The organism is Pseudomonas multiresinivorans, from assembly GCF_012971725.1.
Lineage (GTDB): Bacteria > Pseudomonadota > Gammaproteobacteria > Pseudomonadales > Pseudomonadaceae > Pseudomonas > Pseudomonas multiresinivorans.
In genome coordinates this window covers 386,484-403,472 of record NZ_CP048833.1, presented here as the reverse complement: position 1 = coordinate 403,472, position 16,989 = coordinate 386,484, and the positions used below count along the sequence as shown (strand labels likewise).

17 protein-coding genes are annotated in these 16,989 nt (G+C 66.2%); 3 read left to right on the top strand and 14 right to left on the bottom strand.

Annotation, left to right across the window (positions count from 1 at the left end; translation table 11 throughout):
• Window positions 1-209 precede the first annotated feature (209 nt).
• From cls to zur, 14 genes are all read right to left on the bottom strand, one after another.
• On the bottom strand, window positions 210-1,643 hold the full coding sequence (gene cls, locus G4G71_RS01900) for a cardiolipin synthase (RefSeq protein WP_169935187.1): 1,434 nt from the start codon (window positions 1,641-1,643) through the stop codon (window positions 210-212).
• 42 nt (window positions 1,644-1,685) lie between these two features.
• Complete coding sequence (locus tag G4G71_RS01895) at window positions 1,686-3,083, bottom strand: amidase (RefSeq protein WP_169935186.1); 1,398 nt, start codon at window positions 3,081-3,083, stop codon at window positions 1,686-1,688.
• A gap of 93 nt (window positions 3,084-3,176) precedes the next feature.
• The gene (locus G4G71_RS01890) at window positions 3,177-3,758 is read right to left on the bottom strand and encodes an alpha/beta hydrolase (RefSeq protein WP_169942467.1); all 582 of its coding nucleotides are present in this window, start codon (window positions 3,756-3,758) and stop codon (window positions 3,177-3,179) included.
• 118 nt (window positions 3,759-3,876) lie between these two features.
• Window positions 3,877-4,530 (bottom strand): gamma-glutamylcyclotransferase, encoded by a 654-nt coding sequence (locus G4G71_RS01885; RefSeq protein ID WP_024766995.1) that lies wholly within the window; start codon window positions 4,528-4,530, stop codon window positions 3,877-3,879.
• A 371-nt stretch (window positions 4,531-4,901) separates the two neighbouring features.
• A complete protein-coding gene (locus G4G71_RS01880) occupies window positions 4,902-5,303 on the bottom strand; it encodes an ExbD/TolR family protein (RefSeq protein ID WP_169935185.1) in 402 nt (133 codons plus the stop codon).
• 1 nt (window position 5,304) lies between these two features.
• On the bottom strand, window positions 5,305-6,021 hold the full coding sequence (locus G4G71_RS01875) for a MotA/TolQ/ExbB proton channel family protein (protein WP_024766993.1): 717 nt from the start codon (window positions 6,019-6,021) through the stop codon (window positions 5,305-5,307).
• Window positions 6,022-6,070: 49 nt separating this feature from the next.
• Entirely contained in the window at window positions 6,071-6,886 is an 816-nt protein-coding gene (locus G4G71_RS01870; RefSeq protein WP_169935184.1) for an energy transducer TonB, read from the bottom strand.
• Between the two features lie 431 nt (window positions 6,887-7,317).
• A complete protein-coding gene (locus G4G71_RS01865; RefSeq protein ID WP_024766992.1) occupies window positions 7,318-8,100 on the bottom strand; it encodes a MetQ/NlpA family ABC transporter substrate-binding protein in 783 nt (260 codons plus the stop codon).
• Between the two features lie 40 nt (window positions 8,101-8,140).
• Entirely contained in the window at window positions 8,141-8,806 is a 666-nt protein-coding gene (locus G4G71_RS01860; RefSeq protein ID WP_169935183.1) for a methionine ABC transporter permease, read from the bottom strand.
• Window positions 8,803-9,813 carry a methionine ABC transporter ATP-binding protein gene (locus G4G71_RS01855; RefSeq protein WP_169935182.1) on the bottom strand — a complete coding sequence of 337 codons (1,011 nt, stop codon included), beginning with the start codon at window positions 9,811-9,813 and terminating at the stop codon, window positions 8,803-8,805. The genes G4G71_RS01860 and G4G71_RS01855 overlap by 4 nt, the downstream gene beginning before the upstream one ends.
• 324 nt (window positions 9,814-10,137) lie before the next feature.
• Window positions 10,138-10,524 carry a hypothetical protein gene (locus G4G71_RS01850; RefSeq protein WP_169935181.1) on the bottom strand — a complete coding sequence of 129 codons (387 nt, stop codon included), beginning with the start codon at window positions 10,522-10,524 and terminating at the stop codon, window positions 10,138-10,140.
• 37 nt (window positions 10,525-10,561) lie between these two features.
• Window positions 10,562-11,350, bottom strand: coding sequence for a zinc ABC transporter permease subunit ZnuB (gene znuB / locus G4G71_RS01845; protein ID WP_169935180.1), 789 nt, complete (start codon window positions 11,348-11,350; stop codon window positions 10,562-10,564).
• Entirely contained in the window at window positions 11,343-12,143 is an 801-nt protein-coding gene (gene znuC / locus G4G71_RS01840; RefSeq protein ID WP_169935179.1) for a zinc ABC transporter ATP-binding protein ZnuC, read from the bottom strand. The genes znuB and znuC overlap by 8 nt, the downstream gene beginning before the upstream one ends.
• The gene (zur, locus tag G4G71_RS01835; protein WP_017521236.1) at window positions 12,143-12,649 is read right to left on the bottom strand and encodes a zinc uptake transcriptional repressor Zur; all 507 of its coding nucleotides are present in this window, start codon (window positions 12,647-12,649) and stop codon (window positions 12,143-12,145) included. Before zur ends, znuC begins: the two co-directional genes overlap by 1 nt.
• A gap of 70 nt (window positions 12,650-12,719) precedes the next feature.
• Between zur and znuA the strand changes: the two genes are divergently transcribed.
• The 3 genes from znuA (at window position 12,720) to G4G71_RS01820 (ending at window position 16,939) form a co-directional block, all read left to right on the top strand.
• A complete protein-coding gene (gene znuA, locus G4G71_RS01830) occupies window positions 12,720-13,661 on the top strand; it encodes a zinc ABC transporter substrate-binding protein ZnuA (protein WP_169935178.1) in 942 nt (313 codons plus the stop codon).
• A gap of 426 nt (window positions 13,662-14,087) precedes the next feature.
• The gene (locus tag G4G71_RS01825) at window positions 14,088-16,235 is read left to right on the top strand and encodes an adenosylcobalamin-dependent ribonucleoside-diphosphate reductase (RefSeq protein WP_401036333.1); all 2,148 of its coding nucleotides are present in this window, start codon (window positions 14,088-14,090) and stop codon (window positions 16,233-16,235) included.
• Between the two features lie 14 nt (window positions 16,236-16,249).
• Window positions 16,250-16,939 (top strand): TSCPD domain-containing protein, encoded by a 690-nt coding sequence (locus G4G71_RS01820; protein WP_169935176.1) that lies wholly within the window; start codon window positions 16,250-16,252, stop codon window positions 16,937-16,939.
• The last annotated feature ends 50 nt before the right edge of the window (window positions 16,940-16,989 follow it).

The following is a 16,989-nucleotide window of genomic DNA, read 5'->3' as shown; positions in this document are numbered from 1 at the left end:
CCCGATTCACTCTCGTGAATCGGGCGTTTTCTTTTGTGCGGAATTTGCCGGGTGAGTCTGGCGCGGGGATTAGCCCTCACCCCCGCCCTCTCCCACAGGGAGAGGGAGCTGCACGTGCCGGCTGATGCCTTGACTTCACCCTGCACCAGAACAGTTCCCTCTCCCTCCGGGAGAGGGTTAGGGTGAGGGGGAAGCCCCGCGCCGGACTCTCAGAGAATCGGCGACACCAGCCGCGCCACGCGCATCCCCAGTTGCTGCAGCCGGTGCACGCGCCTGCGGTCGTCCAGGGTCATCTCCACCGACTGGGCGAAGTCTTCTTCCAGCATGGTCTCGACGTCGCGGGCGAAGCCTTCGTCGACGGTGATCACCATGATCTCGAAATTCAGCCGGAACGAGCGGTTGTCCAGGTTCGCGCTGCCCACCGCGGCACTATCGTGGTCGATCAGCACCACCTTCTGGTGCAGGAACCCCGGCTGGTAGCGGAACACCCGCACGCCGGCGCGCACGGCCTCCAGGGCGTAGAGGCTGGAGGCGGCGTACACCGTCTTGTGGTCCGGCCGCGAGGGCAGCAGGATGCGCACGTCCACGCCGCGCAGCACCGCCAGGCGCAGGGCGGCGGCGACGGCTTCGTCCGGGACGAAGTAGGGCGTGGTGATCCACACCCGTTCCACCGCCGCGTTGATCGATTCGACGAAGAACAGTGAGCAGGTTTCCTGGGGGTCCGCCGGGCCGCTGGGGACGACCTGGCAAAGCATCCCGGCATCGTCGTAGCCTTCGGGCAGGATCAGCGTCGGCAGGGTATGGGTGGCCCAGAACCAGTCTTCGGCAAAACATTCCTGCAGGCACGCCACCGCCGGCCCGCGCAGCTCGATATGAGTATCGCGCCAGGGCGCCAGTGGCGGCTTCTCGCCCAGGTATTCGACACCGACGTTGTGCCCGCCGACGAAGCCGCGCACGCCATCGACGACCACGATCTTGCGGTGGTTGCGGAAGTTCACCTGGAAGCGGTTGATCATCCCGCTGCCGGTGCTGAACGCATGCACCTGCACGCCGCCCTGGCGCAGCTTGTCGATGTAGCGGCGCGGCAGCGAATGGCTACCGATGCCGTCGTACAGCAGGAACACGTCGACGCCATTCGCCGCGCGCTCCAGCAGCAGCTGCGCCAGGCGCTGGCCGAGGGCGTCGTCGCGGATGATGAAGAACTGCACCAGCACGACCTTCTTCGCCGCCGAGATGGCTTCGAACATCGCATCGAAGGACGCCTTGCCGTTCACCAGCAGGCGCACCTCGTTGTTCGCCAGCGTCGGCATGCGCGCCAGCCCGACCATCGCCTTGAGCGCCTTGTAGCCGTCGTACTGGCGTGCGGCGAGCGCCTCTTCCACCCAGGGGCGCCAGTCCAGCTCGGCGGCGGCCACGTGCATCTCCTCGTTGGCTTGCCGGCGCGCGCCGATGTAGGCGTCGAAGCGGCTGCGGCCGAAGACCAGGTAGGGCACCAGGGTCAGCAGCGGCATGAATACCAGCGAAGTCGCCCAGGCAATGGCGCCCTGCGCGGTGCGTACGCTGAGCACGGCATGGACCGCAGCGATGATCCCGAGCAGCTGGACCACCACCAGGAAGTGGGCGATGTAGGCAGAGTAATGCATGGGCGCGCGATCGGTTCCTTGTGGTCGGCGATTGGCTTGAGCTTAGTTGGCTGCCGGCGGCTGCGGCCAACGGTGGATGGGGCCGCGCCAGTGTTCGTAGGCCTTGCCCAGGCGCAGCACCTCGACGTCGGCGAAGCGCGGGCCGACGATCTGCAGGCCGATGGGTATGCCTTCGGCGGTGAAGCCGCAGTTGATTGAGAGTGCCGGTTGCTCGGACATGTTCCATGGCACGGTAAAACCGATGTGCTCGAAGGGCTGCGCCGGGTCGTTGGTCGGCGAGGCCCACTCGGCGGGGAAGGCGGCAACCTGGTTGGTCGGCGAGAGCAGGAAGTCGATCTCGTGGAACTGCTCGACGGCGCGGCGGCGCATCTCGAAAGTCTGGTTGAAGCCGCGCACTGCTTCGGCGCCGCTCACCGCCGCGCCGCCCTCGGCCCACTGGAAGATGTAGGGCAGCACCTTGGCCTGACGCTCCGCCGGCAGGTTCTCCAGCTCGGCCCACAAGCGTGCGCGCCAGAACCTGTCCAGGCCCTCGAGCAGCTCGCGGTCGAGGATCGGCCGAACCTCGATGATTTCCGCGCCGGCATCGGCGAATTGTCTTGCGGCGGCTTCCACCGCGGCACATACCTCGGGCTCGGGTTGCAGGCCGCAGCCGGGGTCGAGTTGCAGGCCGATGCGCAGGCCGCGCACCTCGGCGTAGTCGATGTGCCAGTCGAGATCGGCGGGCGGCAGGGCCGTGGCGTCGCGCCAGTCGGGGCGCGCCAGGTGCTTCATCATCAGCGCCGCATCGTCCAGCGTGCGGGTCATCGGGCCGGCGCAGCGACCTGTGAAGTAGGGATCGATGGGGATGCGCCCCAAGCTCGGCTTGAAGCCGACCAGCCCGCACCAGCCCGCCGGCAGGCGCACCGAGCCGCCGATGTCGGTGCCGATGTGCAGCGGTCCGTAGCCGGCCGCTGCGGCGCTTGCCGCACCGGCGCTGGAGCCGCCCGGGTTCATGCGCAGATCCCAGGGGTTGCGGGCCAGCTTGTGGAAGCTGGAAAGCCCGGAGGACAGCATGCCGAAGTCCGGGACCGTGGTCTTGCCCAGGAGGATGGCACCGGCCTCGTTCATCCGCGCGGCGGGTGGCGCGTTGCTGGTCGCCGGTTGCAGGAGGGTGGCGGCGCTGCCCTGGGGAATCGGGTCGCCGGTGGTGGCGATCAGCTCCTTGATGGTCACCGGTACGCCGTCCAGCTCGCCGCAGGGCGCGCAGCGAATCCAGCGCGCCTCGGAGCGCCGCGCCTGTTCGATCGCGCGCTGCGGGTCGAAGGCATAGAGGGCGCAGAGCTGCGGTTCCCAGCGTTCGATATGGGCGATCAGATGGTCGAGGTATTCGACCGGGGAAAGCTGGTGCGAGCGGTAGAGGGCGAGCAGTTCGACGGCGGACAGATCGTGCAACGGTGGCATGGCGGTCTCCGGCGGGGGCTGTGCCTCACCCTAACCGAATCCGCGCGCCGAGGGGATGGGGTGCGGCACTCATGCCGCACCCGCTTGCGTGGCTCAGGCGCGCTGACGCGACTGCTGGTCGATCAGGTACTGCAGGCGATACAGATGACGGTAGCCCGCTTCCCAGGCGCCGTGGCCGGATTTCACGTTGATGTGCCCGGCAGAAGGCAGGATCACGGTTTCGGCGCCCCAGGTGCGACCCAGCGCCATGGCGCGCTGCGGGCTGCAGGCGGCGTCGTTGTCCGAGCCCACCAGCACCGTCGCGAACGGCAGCGTCTGGGCGGCAATGGGGGCAAAGTTGCGCAGCGCGTCATGGCAGGTTTCCCGTTCCACATCCGCTGGCGCAACCAGCAGGGCGCCGGATACCTGGGCCAGCGCACGACGATCGGCGCGGGCCGCCCAGGCGGCGACGGTGACGCAGCCCAGGCTGTGGGCGATCAGCACCACGCGGCCCGGCTCGCGGCGGATTTCGCGGTCGAGTTCGGCGACCCAGTCGGCACGCTGCGGGGTGATCCAGTCCTGCTGCTGCACCCGCGCGGCGTTCGGCAGGGCGCGCTGCCAGTGGCTCTGCCAATGGGCGTCGTCGGATCCGTGCCAGCCCGGCACGATCAGGTAGCGGATGCGGTCGTTGCGCATGGAGCGGCCCTCTCGAATCGTCATGAGAAGGCATTCTAGGGAGGGTTTTAATATTCGTTAAGGAATAAGAAATTCTTTGCTTATGCAGTATTTAAGCTAAACGAATGGCTATAAGCGGTTATTCCTGCGCCCGGCGTAACGGGCAGCAGCGCGCCAGGATGCCTTCCAGGTTGAGGTCGGGCATGGCGTATTCACGCAGTGCGCGGGCAGTCTGCTCGACGTAGTCGCGGGTCGTGCCGAAGTGGCCCTGGGCGCTGGCCAGCACATGCTCGACGATGTTGTCGGGCAGGGAGCCGGCGTAGCTGGGCAGGTGGCGTTCGAGGACGAAGCCCAGGGCGCGCACGCGCGTGCCATCGTCCAGGCGGCAGTTGAGCCATTCCGGGCGGTAGGAGGCGTAGGGCATTTCCCGCTCCCAGAGCGCGTAGAGGTTGGCGTCGAGGTGGTCCTCAGGCAGGCGGAAGGCGAAGCCGGAGCAGGAGCCGCCGCGATCCAGGCCGAGCACCAGGCCGGGCGCTTCCGGGGTGCCGCGGTGGGTCAGGGACCACAGGTAGAGCCCGCGGTGGTAGCCGTGCACCCGCGCGCGGCGCGCTTCGGCCACCGGGAACTCCGGGCGCCAGATCAGCGAGCCGTAGGCGAACAGCCACACGGGGCCGGCGCCATGTTCGCTCATGGTGATGTCGAGCGAGGCGCGCAGCTGTTGTGGTGTGAAGCGTTCCGGCACCCCCAGTGTCGGCGGATAAAACGGGCCTTCCGAAGCGGGAGACGATGTCATGCGGTACCCCTCAGGTCTCCGAACTGTCATCAACTTAGTGGAACAGCGGCGGCCACGGAAGGGCCTGAAAGGCATAGGTTTATTGCCGAGGCGGGGATGACGACGAACGGCGGCCACGCGGCATGCCGACAGGGCGTAGGAGCGGGCTTTGTCCGCGATGTGCCACCGGCCAGCTCCGAGCAGCCGGCAATCGATCGCGGACGGAGTCCGCTCCTACGCGATCAGGAAATATCGGCGCGGGGTGGCGGGAATCCGGGAATAAAAAAAGGCCGCTCACCCCTGCCTGAGTATTGGGAGAGCGGCCTTGAAGCTCGGTACGTTGTGGAGGTCCCTTTCTACACCCGCTCTGTTTCAGGTGTCTTACAGGTTCCTCAGCGCGCGGTGATGACCGCCAGTTTGGTGATGCCGGCCTTCTCGATGGAGGCCATCGCCTTGGCCACCTGGCCGTAGTTCACGGTTTCGTCGGCCTGCAGCTGCACGCGGACTTCGGTGTCCTTGGCCTTGGCCGCCGCCAGATTGCTTTGCAGCAGGTCCGGCTGGATCTCGTCCTTGTTGATGAACCACTTGCCGGCACCGTCGATGCTCACCACCAGCGGGTCCTTCTGCTCCGGCGGGGCGACCGCCTCGGTCTTGGGCAGGTTGATCGGGATGGCGTTGGTCAGCAGCGGCGCGGTGACGATGAACACCACCAGCAGCACCAGCATCACGTCCACCAGCGGGGTCACGTTGATCTCGGAGAGAACCTCGTCGCTGTCCTGGGTCGAGAAGGCCATGTCAGCTCGCCTCCTTCACGCTGGCGCCGGCAGCCGGTTTGCGCGCGGCGGTGGGCAGGGCGACGACGCGGAAGGCGCTCTTCTGCGCGAGGCTGTAGAAGTCGTGGGCGAAGTCGTCGAGGTCGGCCGCAGTGAGCTTCAGGCGACGGAGGAAATAGTTGTAGACCAGCACCGCCGGCACGGCGACGGCGATACCCACGCCGGTGGCGATCAGCGCGCTGCCGATGGGGCCTGCGACGGTTTCCAGGCTGGCCGAACCGGCCGCGCTGATGCCCTTGAGCGCTTCCATGATGCCCCACACGGTGCCGAACAGGCCGATGAAGGGGGAGGTGGAGCCGATCGAGGCGAGCACGGCCAGGCCCGATTCCAGGGAGCGGCGCTCGCGCTGGATCTGCTGGCGCAGGGCGCGTTCGAGGCGGTCCTGGTGGTTGATCGACTGGGCCAGGTCCGGCTGGCCGTTGTCCTGGACCTGGATGGCGGCAAAGCCGGCCTGGGCCACGCGGGCGCCGGCGCCGGGCTTGCCGGCGGCCTGGTCACCCGCCGATTCGAGGCTGGTGGCGCTCCAGAACTGCTTCTGGAAGCGTTTGTCCTGGGACTTCTGGCGGGTGAACTGGACACCTTTCACCAGGGCCAGTGCCCAGGTGACGACGGAGAAGCCGACCAGCAGCCAGATGACTGCGCCTTCGACGGATTCCAGGGGGTTCAGGGGCAGACTCATGGGTGTTCTCCTTCCGCGATTCTTGTGCGGCTGATCTGGGCAAGTGGAATCAATGCAATTTGAAGTCGATGGGTACGCTGACCCAGCCGTCCTGGGCCACATCGCCGCGCTTGGCGGGGACGAAGCTCCAGCGTTTCACCGCGCGCACCGCGGCATCGTCCAGGGCGTCGCGGCCGCTGCTCTTCTGCACCTGGATCTCGCTCGGGCTGCCGCTGGCAAGTACGTGCACTCGCAGCAGGACGGTGCCTTCCCAGCCGCGACGCTGGGCCAGGGGCGGGTATTCCGGCGCCGGGTTCTTCAGGTAACCGGCGTTGGCCGAGGGCGGCGTCAGCGGGGCCGGAGCCGGCGCTGGCGGAGCGGGTGGTGCCGGTTGCGGCGGCGGGGTTTCGGCCTTGGGCGGCGTGGGCTGCTCCACCGGCTTGGGCACAGGCTTGGGCTTGGCCACCGGTTTGGGTTTGGGTTTGGGGATCGGTTTGGGCGGCGGCGGTTTCACCGCGTTCTCGTCCACCACCGGGGGCGGCGGCTCCTGCACCACTGGCTCGGGGATCGGCTCGGGCGGCGGCGGTTCCACCACCGGCGGCGTCGGCGCGGTGAATTCGATGGTCATCGGTGGCACCTGTGGCGGTACCTCCGGCAGCTTGGGCGTGGGCTGCTGGCTCAGCCAGTAGATCACCGCGCCGTGTAGCGTCAGGGCGAACAGACCGAGCAGGACGGCTTCGCGGCGGCTCAGCGCGCGGGCTTTCGCCGGCACGTGGCGGCCCAGTTCCAGCGCGTGGCGCAGCGGGCGGCCGAGATCGACCAGGTCGCCGCCGGGCACGTGGCGCAGGAAGGCATCCGGCGCGAGGGCATGCTGGGGTTGAGCCATGAACGATCTCCTTGCAGGTCTGCGCGGCTCTACGACGCGCTTGAAACGGACCTGCATGATTGACGGAGCGTCTTAGCTCTTGAAGTGATCATTTTCGTTATTGAAATAACTTTTGGGACTATGTGATTTTTCTGGGTCGCTGCAGGCCGCGCCATTCGTGCCTTTGAGCGAAATCGAAAAAAACCGATGCCTTTGCGGCATGGAAAATATGCAGGGAAGGTTGGCGAAAATTTGTCCAGAAACGCCGAAATAGACGGTTGCCTGTAGGAGCGAGCTTGCTCGCGAACGGGATTTTCAGGCCGCTCCGGAGCTGGGCGGGTTCGCGAGCAAGAACCAGGCGTCCCCCTCGCTCCTACAAAAAACCAAAAGCCAAAAACGAAAAAGCCCGGTCATTCACCGGGCTTTTTCAGAGCGTGAAGCTGCGTCGGCGATCAGAACGCCGGAACGACGGCACCCTTGTACTTCTCGAGGATGAATTGCTTCACCTCGGGGCTATGCAGGGCGGCGGCCAGCTTCTGCATGGCGGCGCTGTCCTTGTTGTCCGGGCGGGCAACCAGGATGTTCACGTAGGGCGAGTCGGCGCCTTCGATGGCCAGCGCGTCCTTGGTGGGGTTCAGCTTGGCTTCCAGGGCGTAGTTGGTGTTGATCAGGGCGAGGTCGACCTGGGTCAGCACGCGCGGCAGGGTGGCCGCTTCCAGCTCACGCACCTTGATGTTCTTCGGGTTCTCGACGATGTCTTTCGGGGTGGCGGTGATGGACTTGTTGTCCTTGAGCTTGATCACGCCGGCCTTGTCCAGCAGCAGCAGGGCGCGGCCGCCGTTGGTAGCGTCGTTGGGGATCACCACGGTAGCGCCCGAGGGCAGCTCTTCGAGCTTCTTGAACTTGGTGGAGTAGGCGCCCAGCGGCTCGATGTGCACGCCGGTGACGGCGATCAGGCTGGTGCCCTTGGTCTTGTTGAACTCATCCAGGTACGGCTGGTGCTGGAAGAAGTTGGCGTCCAGGCGCTTCTCGGCGACCTGGGTGTTGGGCTGCACGTAGTCGGTGAACTCCTTCACCTTCAGTTCGACCCCTTCCTTGGCCAGGATGGGTTTGACGAAGTTGAGGATCTCGGCGTGCGGCACCGGGGTGGCGGCGACGGTCAGGCTGTCGGCAGCCTGGGCCAGCGGGGCGGCGATCACGGCGGCGGCAGCGAACGCGGCGAACAGTTTCTTCATGGTTGGCTCCTTGGCGGCCCGCATCCGGCGGGCCTTGTGGTTATTTGCGGGAATAGTGGACCACCAGCTTGTCGCCGACGGTCTGCAGGATCTGGACGAGTACCACCAGCATCACCACGGTGAGCAGCATCACGTCGTCCTGGAAGCGTTGGTAGCCGTAGCGGATCGCCAGGTCGCCGAGGCCGCCGGCGCCGACCACGCCGGCCATCGCGGTGTAGGACACCAGGGTGATGGCGGTGACCGTGATGGCGGCGATGATGCCCGGGCGGGCTTCGGGCAGCAGGGCGTTCCAGATGATCTGGCGGGTGCTGGCGCCCATCGCCTGGGTGGCCTCGATGATGCCCTTGTCCACCTCGCGCAGGGCGGTTTCCACCAGACGCGCGAAGAACGGCGTGGCACCCACCACCAACGGCGGGATGGCCCCGGCGACGCCCAGCGAGGTGCCGACCAGGATCACCGTGAGCGGGATCAGCACGATCAGCAGGATGATGAACGGCAGCGAGCGCAGCACGTTGACGATGAACGCCAGTACGCCGTAGATGCCGCGGTTGGCGAACATCTGCTTGGGCCCGGTGAGGAACAGCAAAACACCCAGCGGCAGGCCGAGGATGACGGTGAACAGCAGCGAGCCGCCGAGCATCCAGAAGGTATCGAGGCTGGCCTGGAGAATCTCGGACCAGTCGATATTGACGAAAAACTCATTCATGCGCGCAGCACCTCGACATGGACTTCGGCAGCGTTGAGCTGCGCCATCGCGGCCTCGATGTCACCGCCCACCAGGGACAGGGTGAGCTGGCCGTAGGGCTGGTCCTTGATGCGGTCGATACGCCCCGCAAGGATGCTGTAGTCGACGCCGGTCTGGCGCGCGACGGTGCCCAGCAGGGGCGCGTAGGTCGCCTCGCCACGGAAGGTCAGGCGCAGGATGCGGCCCGGCACGTGGGCGAAGTCATCGTGCTGCTCGTTCTCGTCCACACGCTCGGCCTCGAAGACGAAGCGGCGGGTGGTTTCGTGCTGCGGATGGAGGAACACGTCGGCGACCTCGCCCTGCTCGACGATGCGCCCGGCATCCATGACGGCGACCTGGTCGCAGACCCGGCGGATCACGTCCATCTCGTGGGTGATCAGGACGATTGTCAGCTTCAGCTCGCGGTTGATCTCCGCCAGCAGTTGCAGGACCTGGCCGGTGGTCTGCGGGTCGAGGGCACTGGTGGCTTCGTCGCAGAGCAGGATGGTCGGCCGGCAGGCCAGGGCGCGGGCGATGCCGACGCGCTGCTTCTGGCCGCCGGACAGCTGTGCCGGGTACTTGCGGGCGTGGTCCTGGAGGCCGACGCGCTCGAGCAGTTCGTCTACGCGGGCGGTGATTTCCGCGGCACTGAAGGTGCCCGCGAGCCGCATTGGCATGGCGATATTGTCGGCGACGGTCTTGGAGGCCAGCAGGTTGAAGTGCTGGAAGATCATCCCCACGCGCTGGCGGAAGCGGCGCAGGCCGTCGGCGTCCAGGGCGGTGATGTCTTCGCCGTCAATGACGATGCGCCCGCCGCTGGGTTCTTCCAGGCGGTTGATCAGGCGCAGCAGGGTACTTTTACCGGCGCCGGAATGGCCGATCAGGCCGAAGACCTGGCCGCCCTCGATGGACAGGCGGGTCGGCTGCAGGGCCGGGATATCGCGTCCGGCGACGCGATAGGTCTTGTGGACGTCGTGGAATTCGATCACGTAGCAAACCTTGTGGGTACGGCGTGTGGGAACCTGTTTATGGCGTGCTGCGCGTCGGCATTACTGCGTTGAAAACAGGCGAGAAATGCTCATTTACGCGTGAGTAGACTCCGCTTTCTCGCCTGTTTTCGCCTTGTACTGCTCTAGCTCGCAAGCCCTAAACAGATTCGGGACCTACTAAGTTGTCGAGGGATAAACGACAAACGTAGGCGGTCAGCCAAAACCGCGCATTTTAACCTGCTTTTTTATGGCTGATTAATCTTTGTTCAACTAACTACGGAACAAAAGGAAATAAAGGGGCGCCACGAGCGGGCGCCCTGGGGCTTACGGGGTGCAGGTCGGCTGGGCAGCCGGCGCCACGGGAGCGGCAGGCTTCTGCAGGCCGCTAACGTCGGCGGCGACGCCAGGGGCGCGGGGCATCAGCGAGCGGGCGCGGGTCAGGGCGGTGGTGGCGCCGTTGACGTCGCCCTTGGCCAGGGCCTCGCGGCTGCGCTCCAGGTAGGCGTCGGCCAGGCGTTTGCGGCGCTCGGCGAGCTGGGTGGCGTCTTCCTGCTCGGAACCCAGCGCGAGCTGCGCGGATTCCAGACGGCCGGCGGCCAGTTCGGTCTCGAAGGCGCTGCTGCTGGTTGGGCTGGTCGCGGTGCTCTGGCAGGCCGCCAGGGCAAGCGCCATGGCCATCAGCGCGAACAGGCGGATGACGAACGACTTCATGCGTCAGGGTCTCTTTTGATCAAAAAATCGCCAAATTCTACACCGTCCGGCGCGGCAGGACAAAACTCAGCAGGAACAGGGCCGCCGCGCTGACCACGATGGAGGGGCCGGCAGGAGTGTCCTTGAACCAGGACAGCGACAGCCCGGCGCACACCGCCACCAGGCCGATCAGACTGGCGCCGAAGGCCATCTGTTCAGGGCTGCGCGCATGCCGCTGGGCGGCAGCGGCGGGGATGATCAGCAGCGAGGTGATCAGCAGCACGCCGACAATCTTCATGGCCACGGCGATGACGATGGCGATCAACAGCATCAGCGCCAGACGTATGGCGGTGACCGGCAGGCCTTCGACCCGCGCCAGTTCCTCGTGCACGGTGATCGCCAGCAGCGGCCGCCACAGCCAGCAGATCAGCCCCAGCACCAGGGCGCTGCCGGCGATTATCCACAAGAGGTCGGTCTGGCTGACGGCGAGCAGGTCGCCGAACAGGTAGGCCATCAGGTCGACGCGCACTTCCTTCATGAAGCTCAGCGTCACCAGGCCCAACGACAGCGTGCTGTGGGCGAGGATACCGAGCAGGGTGTCGGCGGCCAGCGGCTGGCGCTGCTGCAGGGTGACCAGCAGCACGGCGAGCAGCACGCAGCCGACGGTCACCGCCAGCGTCGGGCTGACGTCCAGCAGGAAGCCGAGGGCGACGCCGAGCAGGGCGGCGTGGGACAGGGTGTCGCCGAAATAGGCCATGCGCCGCCAGACGACGAACGAACCCAGGGGCCCGGCGACCACTGCCAGGGCCAGCCCGGCGAGGAGGGCGTTGAGCAGGAAATCAGCCATGGTTACAGTCGGGGCCGTGCTGGTGGACCGGAGTGAAGCGCGTGCCGGCGGGGAAGGCGGGTTTCACCACCTCGCCGTGCAGGTCGTGGGAATGGTCGTGGTGGTGGTGATAGACCGCCAGGCTGCGGGCATCCTGGCCGAACAGCTCGACGAAGGCCGGGTCGCCGCTGACCTGTTCCGGATGCCCGGAGCAGCAGACGTGGCGGTTCAGGCAGACCACCTTGTCGGTAGCGCTCATCACCAGGTGCAGGTCGTGGGAAACCATCAGTACGCCGCAGCCGAGGCGGTCGCGCAGGCGGCCGATCAGGCGATAGAGCTCGGCCTGGCCGGCGACGTCGACGCCCTGTACGGGTTCGTCGAGCACCAGCAGTTCCGGCTTGCGCAGCAGGGCGCGGGCCAGCAGCACGCGCTGCAGCTCGCCGCCGGAAACGCTCTGCAGCGGCTTGTCGATCACGTGCGCCGCGCCGACTTCCTTCAGCGCGTCGAGCGCCTGGGGGCGCTGCACACCGGGCACCAGGCGCAGGAAGCGAAAGACGGTGAGCGGCAGGGTCGGGTCGACGTGGAGTTTTTGCGGCATATAGCCGATGGACAGCTTCGGCGCGCGCCAAACACTGCCGGTATCGGGCTTGAGCAGGCCGAGCACGCTGCGCACCAGGGTCGTCTTGCCGGCGCCGTTGGGGCCGATCAGGGTGACGATCTCGCCGGGGGCGATGGTCAGGTCGACATTCTGCAACACCGCCTGGCCGCCATAGCTGACGCCGACGCCTTGCAGGCGGATCAGGGCATCGCTCATCACGCCTCCCGCTGGCCGGGGGCGCAGGCGCCGCAGAGGCCGACGATCTCGACGGTCTGGGTTTCCACGGCGAAGCCGACGCCTTTGGCCCCGGCGACAATGGCCTCGCTGATGGCCGGTTGTTCCAGCTCGATGGCGGTGTGGCAGGCGCGGCAGATCAGGAACTGGCCTTCATGGGCATGTTCCGGGTGCGCGCAGCCGATGAAGGCATTGAGCGACGCGATGCGGTGCACCAGGCCGTTTTCCAGGAGGAAGTCCAGCGCGCGGTAGACCGTCGGCGGCGCCGCCTTGCGGCCGTCTTCCTCGCTCAGCACGGCGAGGATGTCGTAGGCGCCCAGCGGCTTATGGCTCGCCCAGACCAGTTCCAGCACGCGCCGGCGCAGCTCGGTCAGGCGCACGCCCTGGCGCGCGCACAGCGCGTCGGCGTCGGCCAGGGCGCTGGCCACGCAGTTGGCGTGGTCGTGCGGGCGGCAGGCGAGGGGAGTCTTGGGGGCAATCTTGTACATGCGCGGCGACGCTCGGGTTCAGAGACGTTATTATATTACTCTTTCATGTCTCCCCTGTGTGAGTGCCGCCGTGTCCTTCCGTCCCGTCGCCCTGCTGACCGCCGCCTGCGCGCTGCTGCTCAGCCTCCCCGTGCGTGCCGAGGTCAGCGTGCTGACCAGCATCAAGCCGCTGCAACTGATTGCCGCCGCCATCCAGGACGGCGAAGGGACGCCGGACGTGCTGCTGCCGCCGGGCGCCTCGCCGCACAGCTATTCGCTGCGCCCCTCGGACATCCGCCGTGTGCGCGACGCGCAGCTGTTCTACTGGGTCGGCCCGGACCTGGAGAACTTCCTGCCCAAGGTGCTGGACAGCCGCAAGGGCCCGAGCGTGGCGCTGCAGGACCAGGCCGGCATGCACCTGCGCAAGTTCGCCGACTTCAGCGAGTCGAATCATCCGGACCATGACGATCACGATCATGACGACCTTGGCCATGATCACGACCACCGTCCCGGCATGATCGACGCCCACCTGTGGCTGCTGCCGGCCAACGCCCAGGTGATCGCCGCGCGCATGGCCGAGGACCTCGCCATCGCCGACCCGACCAATGCCAGCCGCTACCAGGCCAACCTGAAGGCCTTCGACGAGCGCATGGAGACGCTGAATACGCGCCTGAAGCAGCGCATCGATCCGCTCAAGGGCAAGCCGTTCTTCGTCTTCCACGAGGCCTTCGACTACTTCGAGGAGGCCTACGGCCTGCGGCACGCCGGGGTGTTCGCGGTTTCCGCCGACGTCCAGCCGGGCGCCCGCCACGTCGCCGCCATGCGCACGCAACTGCAGAAGGCCGGCCCGTCCTGCATCTTCAGCGAACCGCCAATCCGCCCGCGCCTGGCCGATACCCTGAGCCAGGGCCTGCCGGTGCGGCTGGCCGAGCTGGACGACCTGGGCGTGGGTGTGAAGGTGGATGCCCAGGGTTACGAAAATCTGCTGGGCAACTTGGCGGATGAGTTTGCGGGGTGCCTGGAGAAGCTTTGATTCGGGCTACTGCCGTGGCTTCCCTGATCGTAGGGCGAATAACGCCTCGGGCGTTATCGGCGGATAAAGCGTTCCGCTTTATGCGCCCCTGAACCCGACCTGAGCGTAGGAGCGGACTTCGTCCGCGATAGGTTCGCCTCGCGCCGGACAACATCGGGGACGAAGTCCCCTCCTACGAAAGTCCATTGCCGCGCCTGATCGTCGCACCATTCCTGCCTGAGATTTCCCTCCCGATGGGCGGCCCACGCCCCGCCAATCGTCGCATTCGTGCATCTTTTTCAGCGTCTTCCGATCAACCGTCTATCGTGTGTAATGGTGCGATCCAGGCACAAGATATTGATGCCGATCAGTCTTCTGTGTCTACATATTGGGTCTACTCGCGCTCCTTTGCGCCTGCCACCCAACCGACAGGAGGTTATTTCTCGGATGGCCAAGACCGATGCGCGCCCCCGTGGCGCCGACCAAGGAGTTCTCGCCCTGCAACCTGCCTCGCAGGACATCTGGGACAGCAAGTACCGCCTCAAGCACAAGAGCGGCAAACCCATCGACGGCAGCGTCGACGAGACCTGGCAGCGCGTTGCCCGCGCCCTGGCCGACGTCGAGGCGAACAAGGCCCTGCGCGAGCACTGGTACGAGCGTTTCCTCTGGGCCTTGCGCAATGGCGCGATCCCGGCCGGGCGGATCATCTCCAACGCCGGCGCACAGGGGCACAAACCGGCCACCTCGACCATCAACTGCACCGTCTCCGGGATCATCCGCGATTCCATGGACGACATCCTGGAGAAGGTCCACGAGGCCGGGCTGACGCTGAAGGCCGGCTGCGGCATCGGCTACGAATTCAGCACCCTGCGGCCGCGTGGCGCCTACGTTTCCGGTGCCGGCGCGCACACCAGCGGGCCGCTGTCGTTCATGGATATCTACGACAAGATGTGCTTCACCGTCAGCTCCGCCGGGGGGCGGCGCGGCGCGCAGATGGGCACCTTCGACGTCAGCCATCCGGATGTGCGCGAGTTCATCCGCGCCAAGCGCGAAGACGGCCGCTTGCGCCAGTTCAACCTCAGCCTGCTGATCACCGACGGCTTCATGGCGGCGGTGGAGAACGACGAGGACTGGCCGCTGATCTTCCCGATCCACGAGAAGGAGCGCGACGAGGTCGACCTCAAGGACCCGGACGAAGTCGTCTGGCGCGACTGGCCGGTGCACGACAACTACCTGGTTGGCGACGACGGCCGCGTGGCGTGCAAGGTCTACGGGCGGGTCAAGGCGCGGCACCTGTGGGACATGATCATGGTGTCCACCTACGACTACGCCGAGCCCGGCTTCATCCTCATCGACCGGGTCAACGAGATGAACAACAACTGGTGGTGCGAGGCGATCCGCGCCACCAACCCGTGCGGCGAGCAGCCGCTGCCGCCCTACGGCTCCTGCCTGCTGGGCTCGGTGAACCTGACCACCTTCGTAGTCGATGCCTTCGGCGGCAACGCGCGCTTCGACTGGGAGCGCTACCGCGAAGTGGTCCGCGTATTCACCCGCATGCTCGACAACGTGGTGGAGATCAACGGCCTGCCGCTGGAACAGCAGCGTGCGGAAATCCTCGGCAAGCGTCGCCACGGCATGGGCTTCCTCGGCCTGGGCTCGGCGCTGACCCTGCTCAAGCTGCGCTACGGTAGCCCGGAAGCCTGTGTGTTCACCGAAGAAGTGGCGCGCGAGATGGCCCTGGTCGGCTGGGAAGTGGCGCTGGAACTGTCCCGCGAGAAAGGCCCGGCGCCCGCGCTGGTCAAGGAATACGAAGTCACTGCCGAGATGCTGCGCAAGCGGCCGGAAATGAAGGCCGATGGCCTCAAGGTTGGTGACAAGGTCGCAGGGCGCGTCCTGCACGCCAAGTACTCGCGCTACATGCAGCGCGTCGCCGAGCATGCGCCGCAACTGATCGAGGAGCTGGCCGAGCACGGCGCGCGCTTCACCCACCACAGCTCCATCGCGCCCACCGGGACCATCAGCCTGAGCCTGGCCAACAATGCCTCCAATGGCATCGAGCCGAGCTTTGCGCACCATTATTCGCGCAATGTGATCCGCCCGGGCCGCAAGACCAAGGAGAAGATCTCGGTCTTCAGCTACGAGCTGCTGGCCTACCGCGACCAGGTGGACCATCACGCCGTGCCGGGCGCGGAGGAGGAGAAGCACCGCCTGCCGGACTTCTTCATCACCGCCGACGACATCACCCCGCAGCAGCACGTGGACATCCAGGCCGCCGCGCAGAAGTGGATCGACTCGTCGATCTCCAAGACCGCCAACGTCCCCACCGACTATCCGTTCGAAGACTTCAAGGACATCTACCTCTACGCCTGGCGCCAGGGCCTGAAGGGCTGTACCACCTTCCGCTTCAACCCGGCGGCCTTCCAGGGCGTGCTGGTCAAGGAGTCGGACCTGGAGAAGACGGTGTACCGCTTCGAACTGGAAGATGGCAGCGTGGTGGAACTCAAGGGCAACGAGGAAGTGGAGTACGACGGCGAGATCCATACCGCCGCCAACCTCTTCGATGCTCTGAAAGAAGGCTATTACGGCAAGTACTGATACCCCTGGAGAGAGTGATGAGCGTCAAGATCAACCAGAAGATCAAAGGCTTCCAGGTGGTGGACGTGGCCGAGGAAAAGGCCCGCGCGGAAGCCGCCGCGGCCTCCGCCGTGGTGAAGATGGATGAAACCCTGCAACGGCCGGAGCTGCTGGTCGGCGCCACCTACAAGATCAAGTCACCGCTGTTCGAGCACGCGCTGTACGTGACCATCAACGACGTGGTGCTCAACCCGGACACTCCTTACGAACAGCGCCGCCCCTTCGAGATCTTCATCAACTCGAAGAACATGGACCACTTCCAGTGGATCGTCGCACTCACCCGGATCATGTCCGCGGTGTTCCGCAAGGGCGGTGACTGCACCTTCCTGGTGGAAGAGATGAAGGCGGTGTTCGATCCGCGTGGCGGCTACCTGAAGCGTGGCGGCATTTATATGCCGTCGATTGTCGCCGAGATCGGCGCGGTGATCGAACGCCACATGGTCGCCATCGGCCTGATGGAAGGTGCGCAGATGGACGAGGAGCAGCGCCTGTACCTCGCCGAAAAGCGCGCCGCCTACGAAGCCGCCCAGGGCACCAACAAGGCGGAGCCGGGTGAGGGCTTCCCCTCCGGCGCGCAACTGTGCGGAAAGTGCAACACCATGGCGGTGGTGCAGATGGATGGCTGTGCCACCTGCTTGAACTGCGGACATAGCAAGTGCGGGTGATGCAGCGCTAAGGCGCAAGGGTAATGGCTGTAGGAGCGAGCTTGCTCGCG

Coding starts and splice junctions, on each gene's coding strand:
- G4G71_RS01860 (WP_169935183.1), bottom strand. CDS start 8,806: ATGAATGAGTTTTTCGTCAATATCGACTGGTCCGAGATTCTCCAGGCC.
- znuC (WP_169935179.1), bottom strand. CDS start 12,143: ATGAGCGATGCCCTGATCCGCCTGCAAGGCGTCGGCGTCAGCTATGGC.
- G4G71_RS01870 (WP_169935184.1), bottom strand. CDS start 6,886: ATGGCTCAACCCCAGCATGCCCTCGCGCCGGATGCCTTCCTGCGCCAC.
- G4G71_RS01850 (WP_169935181.1), bottom strand. CDS start 10,524: ATGAAGTCGTTCGTCATCCGCCTGTTCGCGCTGATGGCCATGGCGCTT.
- G4G71_RS01865 (WP_024766992.1), bottom strand. CDS start 8,100: ATGAAGAAACTGTTCGCCGCGTTCGCTGCCGCCGCCGTGATCGCCGCC.
- G4G71_RS01890 (WP_169942467.1), bottom strand. CDS start 3,758: ATGCGCAACGACCGCATCCGCTACCTGATCGTGCCGGGCTGGCACGGA.
- znuB (WP_169935180.1), bottom strand. CDS start 11,350: ATGGCTGATTTCCTGCTCAACGCCCTCCTCGCCGGGCTGGCCCTGGCA.
- G4G71_RS01880 (WP_169935185.1), bottom strand. CDS start 5,303: ATGGCCTTCTCGACCCAGGACAGCGACGAGGTTCTCTCCGAGATCAAC.
- G4G71_RS01895 (WP_169935186.1), bottom strand. CDS start 3,083: ATGCCACCGTTGCACGATCTGTCCGCCGTCGAACTGCTCGCCCTCTAC.
- cls (WP_169935187.1), bottom strand. CDS start 1,643: ATGCATTACTCTGCCTACATCGCCCACTTCCTGGTGGTGGTCCAGCTG.
- G4G71_RS01825 (WP_401036333.1), top strand. CDS start 14,088: ATGGCCAAGACCGATGCGCGCCCCCGTGGCGCCGACCAAGGAGTTCTC.
- G4G71_RS01875 (WP_024766993.1), bottom strand. CDS start 6,021: ATGAGTCTGCCCCTGAACCCCCTGGAATCCGTCGAAGGCGCAGTCATC.
- zur (WP_017521236.1), bottom strand. CDS start 12,649: ATGTACAAGATTGCCCCCAAGACTCCCCTCGCCTGCCGCCCGCACGAC.
- G4G71_RS01885 (WP_024766995.1), bottom strand. CDS start 4,530: ATGACATCGTCTCCCGCTTCGGAAGGCCCGTTTTATCCGCCGACACTG.